The 21219-nt window shown below is 70.6% G+C and carries 20 protein-coding genes and 1 pseudogene; 13 read left to right on the top strand and 8 right to left on the bottom strand.

All coding sequences use genetic code 11. The annotated features are described in order from the left end of the window. The first annotated feature begins 37 nt into the window (after nt 1-37). Nucleotides 38-1447, top strand: coding sequence for an NAD(P)H-quinone dehydrogenase (locus VJ976_RS09670; RefSeq protein WP_324100002.1), 1410 nt, complete (start codon nt 38-40; stop codon nt 1445-1447). A 33-nt stretch (nt 1448-1480) separates the two neighbouring features. On the opposite strand, the gene VJ976_RS09665 is transcribed toward VJ976_RS09670, so the two are convergent. Both VJ976_RS09665 and VJ976_RS09660 read right to left on the bottom strand, forming a co-directional pair. After that, on the bottom strand, nt 1481-3250 hold the full coding sequence (locus VJ976_RS09665) for an acetyl/propionyl/methylcrotonyl-CoA carboxylase subunit alpha (RefSeq protein ID WP_324100001.1): 1770 nt from the start codon (nt 3248-3250) through the stop codon (nt 1481-1483). A gap of 108 nt (nt 3251-3358) precedes the next feature. Further along, nucleotides 3359-3751, bottom strand: a complete 393-nt coding sequence (locus VJ976_RS09660; RefSeq protein WP_324100000.1) for a MerR family DNA-binding protein — start codon at nt 3749-3751, stop codon at nt 3359-3361. Nucleotides 3752-3827: 76 nt separating this feature from the next. Between VJ976_RS09660 and VJ976_RS09655 the strand changes: the two genes are divergently transcribed. Next, nucleotides 3828-5009 (top strand): acyl-CoA dehydrogenase family protein, encoded by a 1182-nt coding sequence (locus tag VJ976_RS09655; protein WP_324100044.1) that lies wholly within the window; start codon nt 3828-3830, stop codon nt 5007-5009. Beyond that, on the top strand, nt 5006-6592 hold the full coding sequence (locus tag VJ976_RS09650; RefSeq protein WP_324099999.1) for an acyl-CoA carboxylase subunit beta: 1587 nt from the start codon (nt 5006-5008) through the stop codon (nt 6590-6592). The genes VJ976_RS09655 and VJ976_RS09650 overlap by 4 nt, the downstream gene beginning before the upstream one ends. A gap of 15 nt (nt 6593-6607) precedes the next feature. On the opposite strand, the gene VJ976_RS09645 is transcribed toward VJ976_RS09650, so the two are convergent. Then, a complete protein-coding gene (locus VJ976_RS09645; RefSeq protein ID WP_324099998.1) occupies nt 6608-7255 on the bottom strand; it encodes a Maf family protein in 648 nt (215 codons plus the stop codon). A gap of 149 nt (nt 7256-7404) precedes the next feature. Here VJ976_RS09645 and VJ976_RS09640 point away from each other — a divergent pair, with 149 nt between their 5' ends. Together VJ976_RS09640 and VJ976_RS09635 are read left to right on the top strand one after the other, a co-directional pair. Next, nucleotides 7405-7647 (top strand): hypothetical protein, encoded by a 243-nt coding sequence (locus VJ976_RS09640; protein ID WP_324099997.1) that lies wholly within the window; start codon nt 7405-7407, stop codon nt 7645-7647. Nucleotides 7648-7653: 6 nt separating this feature from the next. Beyond that, nucleotides 7654-8520 (top strand): FHA domain-containing protein, encoded by an 867-nt coding sequence (locus VJ976_RS09635; RefSeq protein ID WP_324099996.1) that lies wholly within the window; start codon nt 7654-7656, stop codon nt 8518-8520. An 18-nt stretch (nt 8521-8538) separates the two neighbouring features. Here the strand turns inward: VJ976_RS09635 and VJ976_RS09630 are convergent, their stop codons facing one another. After that, entirely contained in the window at nt 8539-10434 is a 1896-nt protein-coding gene (locus tag VJ976_RS09630; protein ID WP_324099995.1) for a cation:proton antiporter, read from the bottom strand. A 65-nt stretch (nt 10435-10499) separates the two neighbouring features. On the opposite strand from VJ976_RS09630, the gene VJ976_RS09625 reads away from it, so the two are divergent. After that, nucleotides 10500-11207: an MOSC domain-containing protein gene (locus VJ976_RS09625; RefSeq protein WP_324099994.1), complete on the top strand. Its 708-nt coding sequence runs from the start codon at nt 10500-10502 to the stop codon at nt 11205-11207. An 18-nt stretch (nt 11208-11225) separates the two neighbouring features. Here VJ976_RS09625 and VJ976_RS09620 read toward each other — a convergent pair whose 3' ends face one another. Both VJ976_RS09620 and VJ976_RS09615 read right to left on the bottom strand, forming a co-directional pair. Continuing rightward, on the bottom strand, nt 11226-11468 hold the full coding sequence (locus VJ976_RS09620) for an acyl-CoA carboxylase epsilon subunit (protein ID WP_324099993.1): 243 nt from the start codon (nt 11466-11468) through the stop codon (nt 11226-11228). Next, nucleotides 11465-13069: an acyl-CoA carboxylase subunit beta gene (locus tag VJ976_RS09615; RefSeq protein ID WP_324099992.1), complete on the bottom strand. Its 1605-nt coding sequence runs from the start codon at nt 13067-13069 to the stop codon at nt 11465-11467. Before VJ976_RS09615 ends, VJ976_RS09620 begins: the two co-directional genes overlap by 4 nt. 23 nt (nt 13070-13092) lie before the next feature. Between VJ976_RS09615 and VJ976_RS09610 the strand changes: the two genes are divergently transcribed. From VJ976_RS09610 to VJ976_RS09595, 4 genes are all read left to right on the top strand, one after another. After that, complete coding sequence (locus VJ976_RS09610) at nt 13093-13893, top strand: biotin--[acetyl-CoA-carboxylase] ligase (protein ID WP_324099991.1); 801 nt, start codon at nt 13093-13095, stop codon at nt 13891-13893. Next, entirely contained in the window at nt 13890-14702 is an 813-nt protein-coding gene (locus VJ976_RS09605) for an enoyl-CoA hydratase/isomerase family protein (protein ID WP_324099990.1), read from the top strand. The genes VJ976_RS09610 and VJ976_RS09605 overlap by 4 nt, the downstream gene beginning before the upstream one ends. Nucleotides 14703-14712: 10 nt before the next feature. Further along, nucleotides 14713-15390, top strand: coding sequence for a response regulator transcription factor (locus tag VJ976_RS09600; RefSeq protein ID WP_324099989.1), 678 nt, complete (start codon nt 14713-14715; stop codon nt 15388-15390). An 84-nt stretch (nt 15391-15474) separates the two neighbouring features. Beyond that, nucleotides 15475-16452 carry a HAMP domain-containing sensor histidine kinase gene (locus tag VJ976_RS09595; RefSeq protein WP_324099988.1) on the top strand — a complete coding sequence of 326 codons (978 nt, stop codon included), beginning with the start codon at nt 15475-15477 and terminating at the stop codon, nt 16450-16452. A gap of 46 nt (nt 16453-16498) precedes the next feature. On the opposite strand, the pseudogene VJ976_RS09590 reads toward VJ976_RS09595, so the two are convergent. Then, a pseudogene (locus tag VJ976_RS09590) lies at nt 16499-17065 on the bottom strand (GtrA family protein); the annotation flags it as partial. Here VJ976_RS09590 and VJ976_RS09585 point away from each other — a divergent pair. From VJ976_RS09585 to VJ976_RS09575, 3 genes are read left to right on the top strand one after another with little or no spacing between them, the layout of a single operon-like run. Beyond that, complete coding sequence (locus tag VJ976_RS09585; protein WP_324099987.1) at nt 16992-18218, top strand: 5-(carboxyamino)imidazole ribonucleotide synthase; 1227 nt, start codon at nt 16992-16994, stop codon at nt 18216-18218. The pseudogene VJ976_RS09590 and the gene VJ976_RS09585 overlap by 74 nt on opposite strands. Continuing rightward, on the top strand, nt 18215-18769 hold the full coding sequence (purE, locus tag VJ976_RS09580; protein ID WP_324099986.1) for a 5-(carboxyamino)imidazole ribonucleotide mutase: 555 nt from the start codon (nt 18215-18217) through the stop codon (nt 18767-18769). The genes VJ976_RS09585 and purE overlap by 4 nt, the downstream gene beginning before the upstream one ends. Further along, entirely contained in the window at nt 18766-19923 is a 1158-nt protein-coding gene (locus VJ976_RS09575) for an acyl-CoA dehydrogenase family protein (protein ID WP_324099985.1), read from the top strand. Before purE ends, VJ976_RS09575 begins: the two co-directional genes overlap by 4 nt. A gap of 23 nt (nt 19924-19946) precedes the next feature. Here the strand turns inward: VJ976_RS09575 and VJ976_RS09570 are convergent, their stop codons facing one another. Next, nucleotides 19947-21185, bottom strand: coding sequence for an LCP family protein (locus VJ976_RS09570; RefSeq protein WP_324099984.1), 1239 nt, complete (start codon nt 21183-21185; stop codon nt 19947-19949). Between the last annotated feature and the right edge of the window lie 34 nt (nt 21186-21219).

Raw genomic sequence — 21219 nt, 5'->3', positions numbered from 1 at the left:
CCCAGCCTAGTGAAAAGCCGGGTGGTTGGATGGGGCCATGAGCACCCCGCGGCAGTCCGTGACCATCATCGGCGGCGGCCCCGGTGGCTACGAGGCGGCGCTCACCGCCGCCCACCTCGGCAGCAGGGTCCACCTGGTGGAGAGCGAGCAGGTGGGTGGGGCCGCGGTGCTCACCGACTGCGTCCCCAGTAAGGCGCTCATCGCCACCGCCGACTTCATGGACCGCTTCTCCGCCGCGGCACGGATCGGCGTGCAGTTCGACGGTGCCCCGCAGGACCAGGGGGTGACCGCGCATCTGGACGACATCAACCGCCGGGTGATGAACCTCGCCTCCGCGCAGAGCGCGGACATCATCGAGCGGTTGGAGCAGGCCGGCGTCGATCTGGTCACCGGCCAGGCGGTGGTCCGCGACCGGCGGACGGTGCAGGTGGGTGAGCGGACGGTGGACGCCGACGTCATCCTGCTCGCCACCGGGGCTCGGCCACGCGTGCTGGACTCGGCCGTGCCCGACGGCGAGCGCATCCTGACCTGGCAGCAGATCTATGCCCTGACCGAGCTTCCCGAACACCTGGTCGTGATCGGCTCCGGCGTGACCGGGGTCGAGTTCGCGCACGCCTACCTGGGCCTGGGCTGCGACGTCACCTTGGTGTCCTCCCGCGAGAGGGTTCTGCCGGGGCAGGACGTGGACGCGGCCAACCTGCTGGAGGAGGTCTTCCGCCGCCGCGGGATGCAGGTGCTGAACCGCTCCCGGGCGGCTTCGGTCGAGCGCGTCCGGGAGTCGCACGGCACCGACCGCGACGGGGTCGTCGTCACGCTGCAGGACGGTCGCACGGTGCGGGGCAGCCACGCGCTCCTGGCCGTCGGTTCGTTGCCGAACACGCAGGACATCGGCCTGCGTGAAGTGGGGGTGGGGCTGACCGAGTCGGGGCACATCGAGGTGGACCGGGTCTCTCGGACCAGCGTGCCCGGGATCTACGCCGCCGGAGACTGCACCGGCATGCTGCCGCTGGCTTCGGTCGCGGCCATGCAGGGTCGGATCGCCATCGCCCACGCCCTCGGCGACGCGGTGGCGCCCCTGTCGCTGCGACGAGTGAGCTCCAACATCTTCACCGACCCCGAGATCGCCACGGTAGGGGTCTCCCAGCAGGACGTCGACGAGGGGCGGGTGGACGCCCGGGTGGTCATGCTGCCGTTGACGAAGAACCCTCGCGCCAAGATGCAGAACCTGCGGGACGGGTTCGTCAAGCTCTTCGCGCGTCGGGGGAGCGACACCATCCTCGGAGGTGTGGTGGTCGCCCCCCGAGCCAGCGAGCTGATCTTCCCCATCGCACTGGCCGTCTCGACCCGGCTCAACGTGGACCAGTTCGCGGCGACCGCCACCGTCTACCCGTCGATGACCGGGTCGGTCTCCGAGGCCGCCCGACAGCTGCACTCGGTGGCCGAGTAGCCGACACCGGCCCCGGCCCGGGCGCGTCCTGGCTCAGCCCCCGATGTCGCAGATGACGGCCCCGTTGGTGACGGTCTGTCCGACTTCGGCCTTCAGGGAGCTCACCGTTCCCGACTTGTGCGCCTTGATCGGCTGCTCCATCTTCATCGCCTCGATCACCACGACCGTGTCGCCCTCGGAGACCTCCTCGCCCTCGGAGACGACCACCTTGACCACCGTGCCCTGCATCGGCGCGGTCACCGAGTCCCCCGAGGCTGCCTGGCCACCGGAGGCTCGCCGGGTGCGCCGCGGGGCCTTGTTCTGGTGGCCGCCGCCATCAGCGCCCACGGAGAGCCCGCCGGGCAGGGAGACCGCCAGTCGCCGGCCGTCGACCTCGACGACCATCTCGGTGCGCTGCGCCTTCTCCTCCTCGGCGTCCGCAGTGGGCCCGGAGTAGGCCTCGATGGTGTTGTCGAACTCGGTCTCGATCCACCGCGTATGCACCGAGAAGGGCTCCTCGCCCTCGGGAGCGAAGGCCGGGTCGTCCACCACGACCCGGTGGAAGGTCAAGGCGGTCGGCATCCCGGCCACCTCGAACTCGCCCAGGGCGCGGCGCGCGCGGGCAAGCGCCTGGCGGCGGTCGGCCCCGGTGACGACCAGCTTGGCCAGCATGGAGTCGAACGCGCCGGAGATGACGTCACCCTGCTCGACTCCGGAGTCGACCCGCACACCCGGCCCGCTCGGGGTGCGATAGGTCATCACCGTGCCGGGCGAGGGCAGGAAGTCCCGCCCGGGATCCTCGCCGTTGATGCGGAACTCGATGCTGTGCCCGCGCGCCCGGGGGAGCGAGGTGAAGGTCAGCTCCTCCCCGTCGGCGATCCGGAGCTGCTCGCGGACGAGGTCGACGCCGGTGATCTCCTCGGAGACCGGATGCTCGACCTGCAGGCGGGTGTTGACCTCGAGGAAGGAGATGGTGCCGTCGTCACCGACGAGGAACTCCACGGTGCCTGCCCCGACGTACTTCGCCGCGAGCAGGATGTTCTCCGAGGCCGTGACCAGCTCGTCGACCTGCTGCTGGGTCAGGAAGGGGGCCGGAGCCTCCTCGACCAGCTTCTGGTGCCGACGCTGCAGCGAGCAGTCGCGGGTCGAGACGACGGCGACGTTGCCGTGGGTGTCCGCCAGGCACTGCGTCTCCACGTGGCGGGGACGGTCCAGGTAGCGCTCGACGAAGGACTCGCCGCGACCGAAGGCGCCTTCGGCCTCACGGACGGCGGCGTCGAACATGTCCGGGATCTCCTCCTCGGTGCGGGCTACGCGCATCCCGCGGCCTCCGCCGCCGTAGGCCGCCTTGATCGCCACGGGGAGACCGTGCTCCTGGGCGAACGCCAGGACGGCGTCCGAGTCGGGCACCGGGTCCTGTGTGCCCGGGACCAGGGGGGCGCCGGCCTCGGTGGCGATGTGGCGGGCCTTGACCTTGTCGCCCAGGGCGTCGATGGCCTCCGAGGGGGGCCCGATCCACACCAGCCCGGCGTCGGTCACGGCCTGGGCGAACGTGGCGTTCTCGGAGAGAAAGCCGTACCCCGGGTGGATGGCGTCCGCCCCGGACTTGCGCGCGGCCTCGAGGACGGCGTCCTGGTCCAGATAGGAGTCGCCGGGGGTGCTCCCGCCCAGCCCGTAGGCCTCGTCCGCGACCTTGACGTGCAGAGCGTCCCGGTCGGGGTCGGCGTACACGGCCACCGACTGGATGCCGGCGTCGGCGCAGGCTCGTGCCACGCGGACCGCGATCTCGCCGCGGTTGGCAATGAGCACCTTCTGGATCGGCATGCGGTCAACCTACTACGCGCCCTGGCAGGCTGGGAGGCGTTCCAGGCGTGCTGAGAGAGGTTGTCCTCGCTGGCTCACCACGGCCATCGCCGGTGGTGCCCGGCCGCTCTAGTGGCGCCGCCGGAGGTCGCGGCGGCAACGCTCCTCGAGCTCGTCGAGCTCGGCCAGTGACTTGCGGATGTCGGCCGCGCGACGCTGCAGGTCGGCGCGACGGTCACCGATCTGGGACAGCAGGTACTGCAGCTGACCGGTCTCCCCGGGCTGCTCGTCGTACATGTCGATGATGGTGCCGATCTCTTCCAGTGGGAAGCCGAGGCGTCGCCCGCGCAGGATCAGAGCCAGACGGGTCCGGTCACGGCGTCGGTAACGCCGGACGGCTCCGCCCCCACCGATCCGCTCGGGGCTCAGCAGCCCGAGATGCTCATAGTGCCGAAGCGCGCGGTGGGTGACTTCGAAGTCGTCGGCCATCTCGGCGATCGTCCACGAGTCCTGGCTTGTCATGCTCGCGATCTTGCTTTACGTTTACGTCAACGTCAAGTGGCATGTCCCTCCGAACCACAGAGAGGTGGGCACGGTGATGTTCGAGCTCAGCCACGACCATCTCGACTTCCGACATCTGGTGCGCGACTTCGCCGCGGCACGGATCGAGCCCTACGTGGCCGACTGGGACCGCCGGGCGCACTTCCCGACCGAGCTGGTGCCGGCCATGGGTGAGCTGGGGCTGTTCGGGCTGAACGCTCCCGAGGAGTTCGGCGGGGCCGGCCTCGAGGAGGGCGGCTTCACCTACCTGTGCGTGGCCATCGAGGAGCTCGGCCGGGTGGACCAGTCGGTGGGCATCACACTCTCGGCCGGCGTCGGGCTGGGGATCAACCCGATCCTCACCTACGGCACCACGGAGCAGAGGGAGCGCTGGCTGCCCGACCTCGTGGCCGGTCGCCGGCTGGCCGGTTTCGGACTCACCGAGCCGGATGCCGGCTCTGACGCTGCCGGCACCCGGACGCGCGCCGGGCTGTCGCAGGGGCGGTGGACCCTGAACGGCTCGAAGGCGTTCATCACCAACTCCGGGACTGAGATCACCTCCGTGGTCACGGTCACCGCCCGGACGGGGCGCCGTCCGGACGGTACGCCCGAGATCAGCGCGATCCTGGTGCCCAGCGACAGCCCGGGGCTCACCGTGGAGCCGGCCTACCGCAAGCTCGGCTGGCATATCAGCGACACCCACGGCCTGACCTTCGAAGACGTCGAGGTCCCCGAGAGCAACCTGCTCGGCCAGCGCGGACACGGATTCAAGCAGTTCCTCAAGACTCTCGACGACGGCAGGATCGCGATCTCCGCGCTCGCGGTCGGGTGTGCACAGCGGATGCTCGAGGAGGCGACGGCGTACAGCAAGCAGCGGATGGCCTTCGGGCGGCCGATCGGGGCCAACCAGGGCATCAGCTTCCAGGTGGCGGACCTTGCCGTGATGGTGGAGTCCGCGCGGTTGCTCACCTACAAGGCGGCCTGGTTGAAGGACGAGCACGAGGCCGGTCGCCGCGGGGCGGGGGAGGTCAAGCAGGCCGCGGCCATCGCGAAGCTGCACTCCACCGAGGCCGCGATGGACGCCACCCGCATCGCCACCCAGGTGTTCGGGGGCAACGGGTTCATGGAGGAGTACCCGGTCGCCCGCTTCTACCGCGACGCCAAGATCCTCGAGATCGGGGAAGGCACGTCGGAGGTGCAGCGGATGCTCATCGCCCGCGGGCTGGGGCTTCCGGCATGAGCACTCCCGAGCAACCGAGCGCCGCCGCTGGAGGCGCCCACACGGCGGACCCACGCGTCCACGAGCTGCGCGAGCGACTGTCCGCGGCGTACCGCGCGACCGGCCAGCCCAGCGCACGGGGGCGTGCCAAGCTGGAGGCGCAGGGCAAGCTCGCGGTCCGCGAGCGCATCGACCTGCTCATGGACCCCGGGACGTTCGTGGAGGACGGACGGTATGCGCACGCCCTCGCCGGAGACCTTCCCGCCGACGGCGTGGTGACTGGGCGGGGCGAGGTCGACGGGCGCGCGGCGATCGTGGTCGCGGGGGACCCGACCGTCAAGGCCGGTTCGTGGGGGGCCCGCACGGTGGAGAAGATGATCCGTGCGACGGAGGCGGCGCTGCGCGAGCAGCTGCCCGTGTTCTGGTTCGTCGACTCGGCGGGAGCCCGCATCACCGACCAGGTCGAGCTCTTCCCCGGCCGCCGGGGCGCGGGCCGCATCTTCCACAACCAGGTCGCGCTGTCCGGCAAGGTCCCCCAGATCTGCTGCCTGTTCGGTCCCTCGGCTGCCGGCGGCGCCTACATCCCGAGCTTCACCGACGTGGTGATCATGGTGGAGGGCAATGCCTCGATGTATCTGGGCAGTCCGCGGATGGCCGAGATGGTCGTGGGGGAGAAGGTCTCTTTGGAAGAGATGGGCGGAGCCCGGATGCACTGCACCGTCTCCGGGGTCGGGGACGTGTTGGCTGCAGACGATGAGGAAGCGGTGGAGCTCGCCAAGATCCTCTTCTCCTACCTTCCCTCGCGCTGGGATGCCGCCGCCCCGCGCTACGACGCCGAGGAGCCGGTGATCCCGCTGCGGCCGGACGTCGTCCCCGAGGCGGAGTCGGTGCCCTTCGACATCCACGAGGTCATCGACTCACTCGTCGACCAGGACAGCTTCTTCGAGATCAAGGAGCTCTTCGCCCCCGAGCTGGTGGTGGGTCTGGGTCGGCTGGGTGGGGAGTCGGTCGGCATCGTCGCGAACAACTCCGCCGTCAAGGGTGGGGTGCTCTTCAGCGACTCGGCCGACAAGGCGACCCGGTTCATCTGGATGTGCGACGCCTACGGGATCCCGCTGGTCTACCTGGCCGACGTGCCGGGCTTCATGGTGGGCTCAGAGGTGGAGCGCGGTGGCATCATCCGCCACGGCGCCAAGATGGTCAGCGCCGTGGCCGAGGCCACCGTGCCGCAGGCGTGCGTCGTCCTCCGCAAGGCCTACGGTGCCGGGCTCTACGCCATGGGCGGCCCCGGGTTCGGGCCCGACGTCACTCTGGCTCTGCCCACCGCGCGGATCGCGGTGATGGGGCCCGAAGCCGCGGTCAACGCGGTATACGCAGGCCGTCTGGCCCAGATGCCCGGCCCGGCCGAGCGCGAGGCGTTCGTCGCCGCGAAGCGGGCCGAGTACCTCCAGGACGTCGACCTCGAGCGCCTGGCCTCGGACCTCGTCGTGGACGACATCGTCGAGGCGGGCAGCCTCCGCGGCGAGCTGTGGGCCCGTCTGCGCTACGCCCGCGACCGGGACCGCCGGTTCAGCACGAGGCGCCGGGGGATCCCGCCGGTCTGAGGTCGTCGAGGCCCCTCAGCTCTCACGCAGCTCGTGCCAGCTCAGCCCGAGGCTGCGGACCATCTGACGCAGCAGGGGCAGGCTGAGCCCCACGACCGCGTGGTAGTCACCCTGGATGCCGGCGACGTAGGCACCGCCGAGCCCGTCGACCGTGAAGCCTCCGGCGACGGTCAGGGGTTCGCCGGTGGCCACGTAGTCCTCGATCTCCTCGTCGTCGAGATGGGCGAAGTGGACCCTCGTCGACGCCGTGGCCCCTTCGGCGGCGTGGTGCCCACCGGAGACGTCGCGACGGTCGAGCAACCAGTGTCCGCTGTGCAGGATCCCGACCCGCCCCCGCATCTGCCTCCATCGCCGGGTCGCCACGTCAGCGGTGGACGGCTTACCGAAGGCCTCGCCGTCCAGCTCCAACACGGAGTCGCAGCCGAGCACCAGCCCGGGGCTGGCCTCACCGCGGCCGGCGAGTGCGTGGGCCACCTGCTCAGCCTTGGCCCGGGCCAGGAGCAGCGCGACGTCGCGGGCGCCCAACGGACCGCGGGAGGTCTGCGCCCTCTCGAGAACGGCTTCCTCGTCGACGCCGGAGACGACGACGCGTGGACGGATCCCTACCCCTTCGAGCGTCCGGAGTCGGGCGGTGGAGGCTGAGGCCAGCACGAAGTGACTCACCGCGTTAACCTACCCGTAGGCAGGTGTGATGGCTGCGGCCACCCCCAGCCCGACCGGCGACGGAGGCCGTCCTACTCTGGAGGAACTCGAGGCACGATGGCCCAAGGTCGTCGGCTGGCCACACGACAACGGCACTCAAGGAGATCCAGATGAGTATTCCCGAAGAGCAGGAGACGTCCGAGGACAAGAGCTGGACCGATCTCGGTCAGGACCTGTGGGCCTACCTCACCGGTCGCGGCGCGGCGATCAACTACAGCTTCGTCGACATGGCTGTGGAGGTGCCGCGTGACACCGGGCCGGAGGCACCCAGGGCGACGTGGAAGCTGAACGGCACGCTGCGTATCACCACCAGCGACGAAGAGCACCCGGGGTCGGACCCGCTGCGGGACTGAGCCACCGTGGTCCATCGCTTCGACATCGATGCTGACCTGAGCTTCTCGGTCGAGCTGCCTGACGAGGGTCAGGGCGGTGCGTCCGTCTCGGGAACCGTCACCGGCCAGGGCCGACACCTCGAGGTACGCAGCGATGACGTCGGGGCGATGTCCTCTGGAGCGTCTCTGGGCCAGGCCCGGGCCATGGCCGCTGGGCTCGCGGCCTGGGGTCTCACGGTGACCGTCGTGGGCCCGGATGGCCCTGTGGTCAGTGTGGGAGACGTCAAGCCCAACCGGCTGGCTCGACTGCTGACCCGCTCCAAGCACATCCGGATCGAGGACTGGCGGCAGGCCGCGTCGCTGCGCGGTGCGGCCGCTCCGGGGCGGTCGGGTGGCGGGGCGTTCCTGCCACCCGGCACCCCGTGGCCGCCGGCACCGACCTTCCGTTGGTCGAGGCGACCGCTGACCACCACGCACGACCCGGACGGCGGAGGACGGCCTCGACTCGTCATGGCGATGGGGGAGCACGCCCAGCGCGGGGACGCCCGGCGGGTGGTCCCCTTGCGGCCCGCTGGTGTGACCATCGGCAGCTCGGAGGACGCCGACCTGCGCCTGCCGGGTACCGACTCGCTGCAGGCGCGCGTACGTCGGGACGCCAACGACGAGTACGTGCTGGTCATCGAGAGCGACCAGACGCCCTCCGCCTTCAACGGTGGCCGGCTGACGGCGGGGGAGGAGAGGACGCTACGGACGGGGGCGCGTGTGCAGCTGGGCACATGGACCATGACCTACACCCGTGAGGAGTACGCCGACCACGGCCGGCCCTACGGTGGCAGAGCCGGCGGTGAGTTCGCGCGGCAGCGGCACCAGGCCAAGCCCAAGTACAAGAAGTAGCCGGCGCGAGTAGCTCGGCTAGCCGGTGAGGCCGTCGACGTAACACCAGCGCCAGGCTTCGCCCTCTTCGAAGCTCTCGACCACCGGGTGGTGCGTCCGCTCGTAGTGCTTCGTCGCGTGCACTTGGGGCGAGGAGTCGCAACATCCCACGTACCCGCAGCTCAGGCATTTGCGCAGGTGCACCCATGTGCTGCCCGCCTCGCGGCAACCCACGCACTCGGGAGCCACGGCTTTGGTGTCCTCCGGCGCCTGCGCCAGGTGGGAGCAGCCCCCCTCCAGGCCCCGCGGAGGCCGGATGCCGGTGCGACGCTCACCGTCCTGGCGATCCGCCGCGAACGACTCCAGCACCGACTCCTCGATGTCGAGCTGCTGCAGGATCTCGGCCAGCAGCTCGTGCTCGGCGGCGCCCTCGTTGCGCAGCCGGACGAGCTCTTCGCGCTCGGCCGAGATCATGCCGAGTCGCAGCCGTCGATAGGCGTCGCTGGGCGTCTCGTCGTTGCCCACGCCGCGCGGCCCGACCCGCTCCCATCCTTGGTGGGTGCGGCGCTGGGCCTCTTGTCGCAGCTGACGCAGCAATGCGTGCGACTCATCCCGGTGCTGGTCGAGCTCGGCCAGACCGGCCGAGACGGCATGCTCGGTGAGCACGGCTTGTTGCAGCGCGTCCTCGCGGGCGTCGGGTCCCTGTACCTTCAGGGCCCGGGTGAGCCAGGGCAGCGTCAGGCCCTGCAGGGTGAGTGTCCCGATCGCCACCACCATGGCGATGAAGATGATCGCCTGCCGCTCAGGGGAGCTCGCCGGCACGAGGAAGGCGGCCGCCAAGGTGACCACGCCGCGCATGCCCGCCCAGGACACCAGGGCGAGCTCGCGTGGCGGAAGGCCCGACCCATGGGAGCGGCGCGAGAGCAACCAACGGCTGGGAAAGACCCAGAGGGGTCGCAACAGCATCACCACGACGAGGATGACTCCCGCCGCGAGGAGGACGCGCGACAACGACATGGAGTCGTTCTGAGTCGTGGTGACGATGTCGCGCATCTGCAGCCCGATCATCAGGAACACCGCGCTCTCTCCGATGAACTGCACGCTCGCCCAGTTGCTGCCTTCGGACAGCCGGGAACGGGCGTTCTGCAGAGTCAGCGCCCGGTGGCCCAGGATCAGCCCGGCCGTGACCACGGCCAGCACCCCAGAGGCGCCCAGCGCCTCGGCCGGCAGGAACGCCAGGAACGGGAGTGTGAACGACAGCGCCGTGTCGAGCTCGGGGCCCAGCCGGCGGCGGCGGAGCACCGAGGCGGCCAAGGCCACCGCCACGCCCACACTGAGCCCGCCGACCACGGCCCAGACGAAGCTCAAGGCGACCGTCCAGGTGCTGACCCCGTCGGTCGTGGCCGCGATCGGTCCGCGCTCGGCGCCCAGACCGGCCAACGCCAGGCCGGTGCGCAGAGCCACCAGTGCGGTGGCGTCGTTGAGCAGCGACTCCCCTTCCAAGATGGTCACGATGCGGCGGGGCATGCCGACCTTGCGCGCCACCGTGGTGGCGGCGACGGCGTCGGGCGGAGCGACGATGGCCCCGAGCGCGAAGGCCAGCCCGTAGGAGATGGGCAGCAGGGCGTAGGCCACCGCCGCCACTCCGAGGGCGGTGAACAGGACCAGGCCGACCGACAGCGACAGGATCGCCGCACGGTGCCGGGTGAAGTCGACCAGGGAGGTCCGGATCGCCGCTGCGTAGAGCAACGGGGGCAGCAGGCCGTACAGGACGACGTCGGAGGTCAGCCGTACCTGGGGGATGAAGGGCAGGTACGACCCGACCACCCCGACGAGGAGGAGCAGCACGGGACCGTTCCATCCGCGCCGCTCGGCCGCGCCGGCCACGAGGACCGCCGTGCCGGCAACCAGCACGAGGGTCAGGGCCACCGTCATCGTCGCCCCCGGTCTGCGGACATCACAGGTCCATCTTCACCGATGCGCGGTACTACCGTGGGCGAATGAGCTCACACACGCCGTCGTCCGCCCAGGTGCTCTCCGTGAACGTGGGTCGGGCGCGGATGGTCGGGCAGGGGCGGCGTGCTCACGTCAGCGGCATCGACAAGCGACCGACCACGACGATCACGGTGCGAGACCCCGGCGACCGGCTGACCGGTGCGGGCAGCGGGGTGCCTGGGGACCATCTCGCCGACCGCAAGCACCACGGCGGCACGTCGCAGGCGGTGTACGTGGTGGCCCGGGAGCAGCTGGACCACTGGCAGGCCGAGCTCGGACGCGACCTGGCGCCAGGAGTCTTCGGCGAGAACGTCACGACGGGCGGCCTGGTGGTGGACGACGCTGTCGTCGGGACGACATGGCACGTCGGCGACCATGCGCAGCTCGAGGTGCGCGGCCCGCGCATCCCGTGCGCCACCTTCGCGGCGCACCTCGGTGAGCCGGGTTGGGTCAAGCGCTTCACCGCACACGGCCACCCGGGGGCCTACTGCGCGGTGCTCCGACCGGGAACGATCCGGGCGGGCGACGGCATCCGCGTGCACGCCGTCCCTGGCCACGGCGTCACCGTGCGCACGGTGTTCTCCGCCTACTCCGGTGACCTGGAGGCGGTCGATCTGGTGCTGCGGGCGGGATGCCTGCCGGCCGAGGAGCACGCCGAGCTGGAGGCGCGGGTCGCGCGGCGCCGTGCCGACGCCACCCCCGCGGCGGACTGAGCCGGGTACGGCGGCCCGCTAGCGGGGCAGGCGGGTCGCCTGCCAGGCCCCCGGGCCCGGGCTCAGCGGCGGGCGCGTCGCCCGGATGCGCGAGTTCCACAGGCTTCGTTGCTCGCTCACCGAGGGCCGGTCACCCGCAGGGGCCTGGCTGACCGCGACGAGGGCCGCGACGACCGCTGCCGTCTCGGCCGCCGACGGCCGGCCAGTGATCAGGATGTCGGGCCCGTCTTCGGTGGGTCCCTGGCTCGGTGCGCCGCTCACAGTGGGATGTTCCCGTGCTTCTTGGGGGCCCGGTGGGCACGCTTGGTGCGCAGCGTGCGCAGTGCCTTGACCACCTGGACCCGAGTCTGGGAGGGAGCGATGACCGCGTCCACGAAACCGCGCTCGGCCGCGGTGTAAGGGTTGGCCAGGGTGTCCTCGTACTCCTGGATCCGCTTGGCTCGCTCGGCCGCGACATCCCCTCCCTCCTGCTCGACCTGCGCCAGCTGCTTGCGATAGAGGATGTTGGCGGCCCCTTGTGCTCCCATCACGGCGATCTGAGCCGAGGGCCAGGCCAGGTTGATGTCCGCGCCCAGATGCTTCGAGCCCATCACGTCGTAGGCGCCGCCGTAGGCCTTGCGGGTGATCACCGTGACCAGGGGCACCGTGGCCTCGGCGTAGGCGTAGAGCAGCTTGGCCCCCCGGCGGATGATGCCTCCCCACTCCTGGTCGGTTCCGGGGAGGAAACCCGGGACGTCGACGAAGGTGAGGATGGGCAGGTTGAAAGCGTCACAGGTGCGCACGAAACGGGCCGCCTTCTCCGAGGCGTCGATGTCCAACGTCCCGGCCAGCTGCAGCGGCTGGTTGGCCACGACACCGACCGAACGCCCTTCGACGCGGCCGAAGCCCACCACGATGTTCGGTGCGAACCGCTCCTGCACCTGCAGGAACTCCCCGTCGTCGAGCACGTGCTCGACGACCTCCACCATGTCGTACGGGGTGTTCGCCGAGTCGGGGACGAGCGTGTCGAGCTCCTCGTCCTCCTCGGTGACCGACATCTGTGGTGTTGAGTCGAAGGCGGGCGGATCCTCCAGGTTGTTCTGCGGCAGGAAGGAGAGCAGGTCTTGGACGTAGGCGATCGCCTCCTGCTCGTCGGAGGCCGCATAGTGCGCGACACCGGAGCGCGAGTTGTGCGAGTGGGCACCGCCCAGCTCCTCGAAGCTCACGTCCTCTCCGGTCACCGTCTTGATCACGTCCGGTCCCGTGATGAACATGTGGGACGTCTTCTCCACCATGACGATGAAGTCGGTGATCGCCGGCGAGTAGACCGCACCCCCTGCGCACGGGCCGAGGACCAGCGAGATCTGCGGGATGACGCCGGAGGCGTGCACGTTGCGCTTGAAGATCTCGGCGTACAGCCCCAGCGCCGCCACCCCCTCCTGGATCCGCGCACCGCCGGAGTCGTTGATCCCGATGACCGGGCACCCGACCTTGAGAGCGAGGTCCATGACCTTGACGATCTTCTCGCCGAAGACCTCCCCGAGCGAACCGCCGAACACGGTGAAGTCCTGGGCGAACACGGCCACACCGCGCCCGTCGACGGTGCCGTACCCGGTCACCACGCCGTCGCCGTAGGGGCGGAAGTTCTCCTGGCCGAAGTTCGTCGACCGATGCCGGGCCAGCTCGTCCAGCTCGGTGAAGGACCCCTCGTCCAAGAGCTGCTCGATGCGCTCGCGGGCCGTCTGCTTGCCACGGGCGTGCTGCTTGTCCACCGCCCGCTCCGACCCCGCATGCACGGCCTCGTCGAGGCGTCGACGGAAGTCTGCCAGCCGGCCCGCGGTGGTGCGCATGTCGGCGTTCGCGCCCAGGGTGGAGTCGTCCATCCGGATAACCTAGCCTTGCTGCGATGGTGAGTCAGCCTTGGACGCGCCCGCAGTGGCACACCACCATCGACTCGACGAACGCCCGTCTGCTGGCGGACCCGCGGCCGGGTTCGGTGGTGGTCGCCGAGCACCAGAGCGAGGGCTCGGGCCGGCGAGGCCGGCGTTGGGTTGCTCCCCCCGGCATGGCGCTGGCCGTCAGCGCCGCAGTCCGCGCTCCCAGCCCGGAGCGAGCCGGCTGGGTGCCGCTGCTGGCGGGGCTCGCTGTGGCCCGCGCCCTGTCGCAGCACGAGCTGGCGTTGCCGACGGTGCTCAAATGGCCCAACGACGTGCTCGTGCCCGCCGGGGTGACGGCGCCGGATAGCCCGAGGGTGACGTCGCCCCGACCCGGCAAGGTATGCGGGGTGCTGGCGCACGCGGCGGGGCCGGTCGTCGTGGTGGGCGCCGGCCTGAACATCGACCAGGGCGTGGACGACCTACCGGTGCCGGAGGCCACCTCGTGGCGTCTGGGCCTGGGCCTGCCTTCGTTGCCGCGTGAGGTGCGCCAGAGCTGGCTGGCGAGCTACCTCGAGGCTCTGGGTGGGCTCCTCGAGCAGCTCAGCGTGGACCCGTCGGCGGCGGCCGCCGCCTACCTGAGGCGCTGCGACACCGTTGGACGGCGCGTCCGGGTGGAGCTCCCCGGTGGTGGACGCTCGTGCGGGACGGTCACCGGGACCACCGACGAAGGTGCCCTGGTCCTCCAGACCCTCACCGGCACCCAGGTGCATCGAGCCGGCGACGTGGTGCATCTGCGGGCGACCGCACCGGTCGCAGGGGTGGGTTCGTGAGCGCTCCGGCCGCGATGGTGGTGCTCCGCCGCGAGCCTGCCGACGGGCCGGTGGTGGAGGTGACGCTGGACCGTCCGCAGGCGCTGAACGCGATCTGCACCGACATGGCGCGTGAGCTGACGGCGACGATGGCGCGCCTGGCTCACGATGCCACCGTCCGAGCGGTGGTGCTGACCAGCAGCTCGGCTCGGGCGTTCAGCGTCGGGGCCGATCTGAAGGAACGATCGTCGATGAGCACCGACGAGCTGCTGGCCCACCGCGAGGTCAGCCGGGCAGCCTATGCCTCCGTGCTCGACCTGCCGGTGCCCGCGATCGCGGCCGTGGCGGGCTACGCCCTCGGCGGTGGCTTCGAGCTGGCGTTGTCCTGTGACCTCGTCGTGGCCTCGGCCGGGGCGGTCTTCGCGCTCCCCGAGGTCCGGGTGGGGCTGGTCCCCGGCGGAGGTGGGACCCAGCTGCTCACCCGCAGGGTCGGATGGTCGCGGGCCGCCGGGATGGTGTTCAGCGCTCGCCGCGTCGGGCTCGAGGAGGCGAGCCGACTGGGCGTGGTGGACGAGGTCGCCGCGCCCGGGGAGGCACGGCGCGTGGCGCTGCAGCGGGCCTGGGGCATCAGCGAGAACTCCCCGGCGGCGGTGCGCTACGCCAAAGCGGCGATGCGCGACGGAGCCGATCTGGGCCTGGAACAGGCACTGGAGTGCGAGGACGACTATTGGCGACGGGCCGTGGTTCACGACCAGCGGGTAGAAGGGATAGCGGCATTCAACGAAAAACGCCACCCCTCATGGCATCCGGGAGAGGCCCCAAGCGTCTAGTATTCTATTTATGATGCGCGTATTGCTGGCTGAAGACGACGAGACTATCTCAGAGCCTCTCTCCCGTGCACTGCGCCGAGAAGGGTACTCCGTCGATGTCGCGGAGGACGGCCGGGCCGCCTTGACCTCGACCGAGGGGGAGGCCCCTGACCTGGTGATCCTGGACATCGGCCTGCCCTACCTCGATGGGCTGGAGGTCTGCCGCCGTATCCGACAGGAGGGTTTGACCTCGCCAGTGCTGATCCTGACCGCCCGGGGGGACGAGGTGGACACGGTGGTCGGTCTCGACGCCGGCGCCGACGACTACGTGACCAAGCCGTTTCGGCTCGCCGAGCTGCTGGCGCGAGTGCGAGCACTGCTGCGGCGAGGGAACGACCAGCGCGATGGGGGAGACCGGCCGATCACCATCGACACCAAGGCTCGTCAGGCATTCTTCCGGGGGCAGGAAGTGGCGCTGACCGCCAAGGAGTTCGACCTGCTGCGCGTGCTGGCGCGCGAAGAGGGCCGCGTAGTCCCGCGAGAGACCTTGATGCTCGAGGTATGGGACAGCTGGTTCGGGTCGACCAAGACCCTGGATATGCACATCTCGGTGCTTCGTCGAAAGCTCGGCGACGACGCAAACAATCCTCGATACATCGTGACGGTGCGCGGCGTAGGGTTCCGCTTTCAAAACGAACCCGAGCAATGAACCTCTGAGTACGTGCGTCGAGAACTCCGACGAATCGCTGTCGTCGTCGCCCTCGCGGGAGCCGGAGTCGCTTTAGGGTTGACGATGCTGTTCTTCGCGTTGGCGAAGAACCTCACGCCGTGGGCCACCGTCGACATCGAACCGGGATGGCTTCCGTACGTGTCCTTCGTCCTGGGCGTGGTGATCACGGTCGCGGTGGTGGTGCCGACGGCGCTGGTGCTGATCGACCGGACCGTCGCGACGTTGACCCTGGCCCTGCAGGACCTGGCGCAGCAGGCCGACGACTTCGGTACCGGCGCCTTCACCGCCGATCCGCCGCCGGAGGGCCAGGACGTGGAGCCATCCGGGCGTACCGGTCTGGACGAGATCGACACCGTGCGGAACATCATGGCCCGTTCGCAGACCACCCTGGCGCGCGCCCTGAGCTCGGAGCGCTCCTTCGCCGCCGACGCCTCCCACCAGCTGCGCACTCCCTTGGCTGCCCTCTCGCTCCGTCTGGAGGAGGTCGTGCACACCGACGACCTCGATGTCGCCAAGCACGAGGCGCAGATCGCCATGGGCCAGACCGAGCGCCTGGCCAGTGTGGTCGACGACCTGCTGCACCGCACCCGGGCCGGTCACGCCGACGGGGGGCGTTCGGTCTCGCTGGATACTGTTCTCTCGGCGCTCGAGCAGGAATGGACGCCGTCCTTCCAGGCTCGGGGACGACAGATCGTGGTGCGCGCCGAGCGGGCCATGATCGTGCGCTCCAGCTCTTCCGCGGTCTCGCAGATTCTCAACACGCTGGTGGAGAACTCGTTGCAGCACGGTGACGGGCTGGTGCAGGTCGCCGCCGCGCGCTCCGGACCGTCGGCACTGCTGGAGGTGCGGGACGAGGGGCCCGGGATGGACCCGGAGCTGGCTCGCCGTGTCTTCGACCGGGCGGTTACGAGCGGATCCGGGACCGGCCTGGGTCTGGCCGTGGCGCGGGAGACGGCGGAGTCGTTCGGGGGGCGGTTGGAGCTCGCCCAGGCGAAGCCGGCAGTCTTCGCCCTGTATATCTCGATGGAGCCGGCCCGGTAGCGGTGCTCCGTGCCCCGTGGGTCGGTGACGCCGCGAACACATAGCTCCGGTAGGCCCAGAAGCGGAACAGGGTCCCGAGCACCAGACCGATCCCGTTGCCGCTGACGTTGTCCGCGAGCTGGCTGTCCAGCCCGAGGCCGTACCGCGAGAAACCCAGGCAGGCCAGGGCGATGGCGAGGCCGACGATGTTGGCCGCCACGAAGAGAAGAAACTCCTGAGCGCGAGCGGCGCGACGCCGGTGCCGGAAGGTCCAGTAGCGGTTGCCGACCCAGGCGAAGGTGGTGGAGAACACGGTGGCGGCGATCTTGCCCCGCAGCGGCATGTCGGCGAACATTCCCGCCTCGCTGGTGCCGGGGATGCCGAAGACGAAGTAGTTGTACAAGACGGTGTCCAGCACAAAGGCACAGAGTCCGACGACGCCGAACTTGGCCACCTCACGGGCGAGCAGGTCGTACCAGTGACGCACGCGCCGCACGAGCAGGCGGGAGCGGCTGGTCACCGCCGCAGCATACGTGTCCGGCCTACTAGGCTGGCTGACCGTGACGTCCACCTCGCAGCGCACCCGTGGCCCCCAGCCGCAGCGCACGCCGGGAGGCTTCCCCGTGGTCGGCATCGTCGGCGGCGGGCAGCTCGCCCGGATGTGCCAGCCTCCCGCGGTCGCGCTCGGGCTGACGCTGTCCGTCCTGGCCGAGTCGCCGACCGCCTCGGCCGCTCTGGTCGTGCCACACAGCCCCGTCGGTGCCTGTGACGACCTCGATGCCGTGGTCGACTTCGCCCGCTCCTGCGACGTGGTGACGTTCGACCACGAGCATGTGCCCGGCCGCGTCCTGCACGCGGTCCAGGCCGCGGGGGTGAGTGTGCACCCCGACCCCTCGGCCCTGCGGTACGCGCAGGACAAGATCGCGATGCGAGACCGGTTGACGCAGATGGGCGTCCCCTGCCCGCGCTGGGCGGTGGCCCGCGAGCAGCAGCAGGTCGAGGACTTCGGTGCCCGAGTGGGCTGGCCGGTGGTGATGAAGGCGGCCCGCGGCGGCTACGACGGTAAGGGTGTGCGGGTCATCTCGGCGTCCGAGGAGGCCCAGGACTGGCTCGCGCGAGCCCGTACCGCGCGCGACGGCGACGGCAGCCCCGAGGGTGTCCTGCTGGAGGAGAAGGTCGACTTCCGGCGCGAGCTCGCCGTGCTGGTGGCCCGCAGCCCCAGCGGCCAGGCGGCGACCTGGCCGGTCGTGCAGACCGTGCAGCAGGACGGGATCTGCACCGAGGTGCTCGCGCCGGCTCCGGGGCTGACCCACCAGGTTGCGACCGAGGCGACCGCGGCGGCGCTGCGCATCGCGGGTGAGCTCGAGGTCACCGGAGTGATGGCCGTGGAGATGTTCGAGCTCAGCGCGCCCGGGGAGCCCGGGTTCGTGGTCAACGAGCTGGCGATGCGTCCCCACAACAGCGGGCACTGGACCATCGACGGCGCGGTCACCAGCCAGTTCGAGCAGCACCTGCGAGCGGTGCTGGACCTTCCGCTGGGGGCCACCCGTGCCCGCGACCGGTGGAGCGTGATGGCCAACGTCCTGGGGGGCTCTGAGCCGGAGCTCTACTCCGCCTACCGGCACCTGATGGCACGTGACCCTGCCCTGCGCCTGCACCTGTACGGCAAGCAGGTGCGCCCCGGCCGCAAGATCGGCCACGTGAACGTCGGGGGCTCCGACCTGGAGGACCTTCGAGCCCGGGCGGGCCACGCCGCCGACTACCTTCGAGGAGTGGTCACCAGATGAGCGAATCGACGGGTGGACCGGGCTCGGCCGGCGCGGACGAGCCCGCGCCGGTCGGCCTGGTCATGGGCAGCGACAGCGACTGGCCGGTGATGGAGCAGGCTGCGCTGGTGCTGGCCGAGCTGGGCATCTCCTGTGCACCGGACGTGGTCTCGGCTCACCGCATGCCGCTGGAGATGATCGAGTACGGCAGCCGTGCCGCCGAGCGTGGGCTGCGCGTGGTCATCGCCGGAGCCGGGGGCGCCGCCCACCTTCCGGGCATGCTGGCCTCGGTGACCACGCTGCCGGTGATCGGCGTCCCGGTGCCGCTGAGCTACCTGGACGGGATGGACTCACTGCTGTCGATCGTGCAGATGCCCGCAGGTGTGCCGGTCGCGACCGTCTCCATCGGCGGGGCCCGGAACGCCGGGCTGCTCGCGGCTCGCATCCTGGCCAGCGGCTCCGACGCCGAGGCTGCGCGGATCTCCCGGGCGCTGACGGCCTTCGCCGCTGACCTGCGCGACCAGGCACACGCCAAGGGCGAGCGAGTGCGCGGTCGTACAGTGAACCCGTGAGCGGCTTCGACCTCTTCCGGCTGTCCGAGGACCACGTTGCCCTGCGCGAGGCGGTCCGTGAGCTCTGCGCCGACAAGGTCGCTCCGCATGCGGCCGACGTCGACGCTCGGTCCCGGTTTCCCACGGAGGCCTACGACGCCCTGCGAGCCACCGACTTCCATGCCCCTCACATCGCCGAGGACTACGACGGGGTCGGCGCCGACGCGCTGGCGACCTGCATCGTCATCGAAGAGGTCGCCCGCGTCTGCGCCAGCTCCTCGCTCATCCCGGCCGTCAACAAGCTGGGCACGCAGCCTGTGATCCTGGCGGCGGGCGAGGAGGTCAAGCGGCGGTACCTGCCGCTGGTGGCCCGTGGCGAGGCCATGTTCTCCTACGGGCTGTCCGAGGCCGCCGCGGGGAGCGATACCAGTGCCATGGCCTGCAAGGCCATCGAGAACGCAGACGGCTCGTTCACGCTCAACGGCCAGAAGTCCTGGATCACCAACGCCGGGGAGTCCGCCTACTACACGGTGATGGCCGTGACCGATCCCGAGGGCGAGCGAGGCCGCAACATCAGCGCCTTCGTGGTGCACGGTGACGACGAGGGATTCGAGCTGGGACCCCCGGAGCGCAAGCTCGGCATCAAGGGCTCACCGACCCGCGAGCTGCTGTTCACCGACTGCACGATCCCCGGTGACCGCCTCGTCGGCCGGCGGGGCGAGGGGCTGAAGATCGCCTTGGCCACGCTGGACCACACCAGGGTCACGATCGGCGCCCAGGCGGTCGGCATCGCTGCCGGTGCACTGGCTCAGGCGCTGGCCTACGTCAAGGAGCGCCGGCAGTTCGGCAAGGCCGTCGCCGACTTCCAGGGTGTGCAGTTCATGCTGGCCGACATGGGCATGAAGCTCGAGGCGGCGCGGCAGATGGTCTACGTGGCGGCAGCCAAGTCAGAGCGCGGCGACGACGACCTGCCGTTCTTCGGGGCGGCGGCCAAGTGCTACGGCTCGGACGTGGCCATGGAGATCACCACGGACGCCGTGCAGCTGCTCGGTGGTGCCGGCTACACCAGCGACTTCCCGGTGGAGCGGATGATGCGCGACGCCAAGATCACCCAGATCTACGAGGGGACCAACCAGATCCAGCGCATGGTGATGGCCCGTCAGATGCTGCGCTGACGCGAGATGACCGCCCACGGCGGCTACGGCTCGACCGTCAGGGGCTCGCCTTCGCGCAGGGCCTCGAAGAGCTCGCCGGCCTCCGCCTCGTCCCAGAGCACCGTGCTCCCCGCCGCCGTGGCGTAGTCGGTGTCCGCGATGGGCACCGTGATCGACTGCCCCGAGCCGCCCGAGATCGAGCGCATCGCGAGCCCCACCCTGGTCATCTCCCAGGCCGAGGTGTCCTCGCCCCGGCGCAGGGAGGCTCCGGTCGCCGTTCCGGCGGCGTGCAGCTCCCACGGGACCAACAGGGTCGAGGGGCTGGTCATCTCCCCGACCAGGGAGCTGAGGAACTCCCGCTGGCGCTCCACGCGGCCCAGGTCTCCGCGGGGGTCGGAGTAGCGCATGCGGACGTAGTTCAGCGCGTCCTTGCCCTCCAGGTCCTGGCAGCCGGCCGGGAGGTCGAGGTCGCTCCGCTCCTCGACCACCGGCTCGGGCAGGCACATCTCGACCCCGCCGACCGCGGCCACCACGTCCACGAAGCCGTCGAAGCCGACCTCGAGATAGCCGTCCACGGGCAGGTCGGTGGACTGCTCCACCGTGTCGACCAACAGTGGGGGCCCGCCGTTGGAGTAGGCCGCGTTGATCTTGTTCATGCCGCGGCCCGGGATGTCCACGTAGGAGTCCCGGGGAATGGACACCAGGGTCGGCTCCCCGCCGGAAGGCAGGTGCAACAGCATGATCGTGTCGGCACGGGAGCCCTCCGTGTGGCCGGTCTTCAGCTCGTTGCGCTGCTCGCGAGTCAGTGACGACCGCGAGTCGGTGCCGACCAGGAGGATGTTGCTGCCGGAGGCGGACCCGGGCCGGTTCTCGGTGGTCGGCGTGGCGTCCACCTCACCGATCGCCAGCCAGCTCGCCGCTACGGCCCAGACCATCGCGGCGACATAGAGCCCGATGACCAGCAGGACCAAGACGCTGACCCGGCGAAGGCCGTAGCGCGGCCGTCGTGGGTGCCGGGAGCCGTACCGCGAGCGCTGACCTGGTGGGGACCCGCGGCCGTCGCGTGGCCGCCGGTCGTCCGGCCAGCCGTCGCCGTCCCACTGCTCGTCCTGCCATGGGTCGGTGTGCCCGCCTTCCTGAGGCCACCCGTCGTCGCGCTCGCGGCGCTGCCGGTCGGTGGTCCAGTCGTCTTCCCACGAGGGCGGCGGGCCCTGGTTGCCGTCCGGCGCGCGTGGAGTGCGCGGCATCGGTCGCGTCCAGTCGTCCTCTGGGCGATGCGGCATTCGGCCAGGGTAGGTGAGAAACGTGGCCCACTGC

It is taken from the genome of Ornithinimicrobium sp., from assembly GCF_035267225.1.
Taxonomy (GTDB): domain Bacteria; phylum Actinomycetota; class Actinomycetes; order Actinomycetales; family Dermatophilaceae; genus Ornithinicoccus.
The sequence above is the reverse complement of the archived record's forward strand: the minus strand, read 5'-3'. Positions and strand labels throughout refer to the sequence as shown.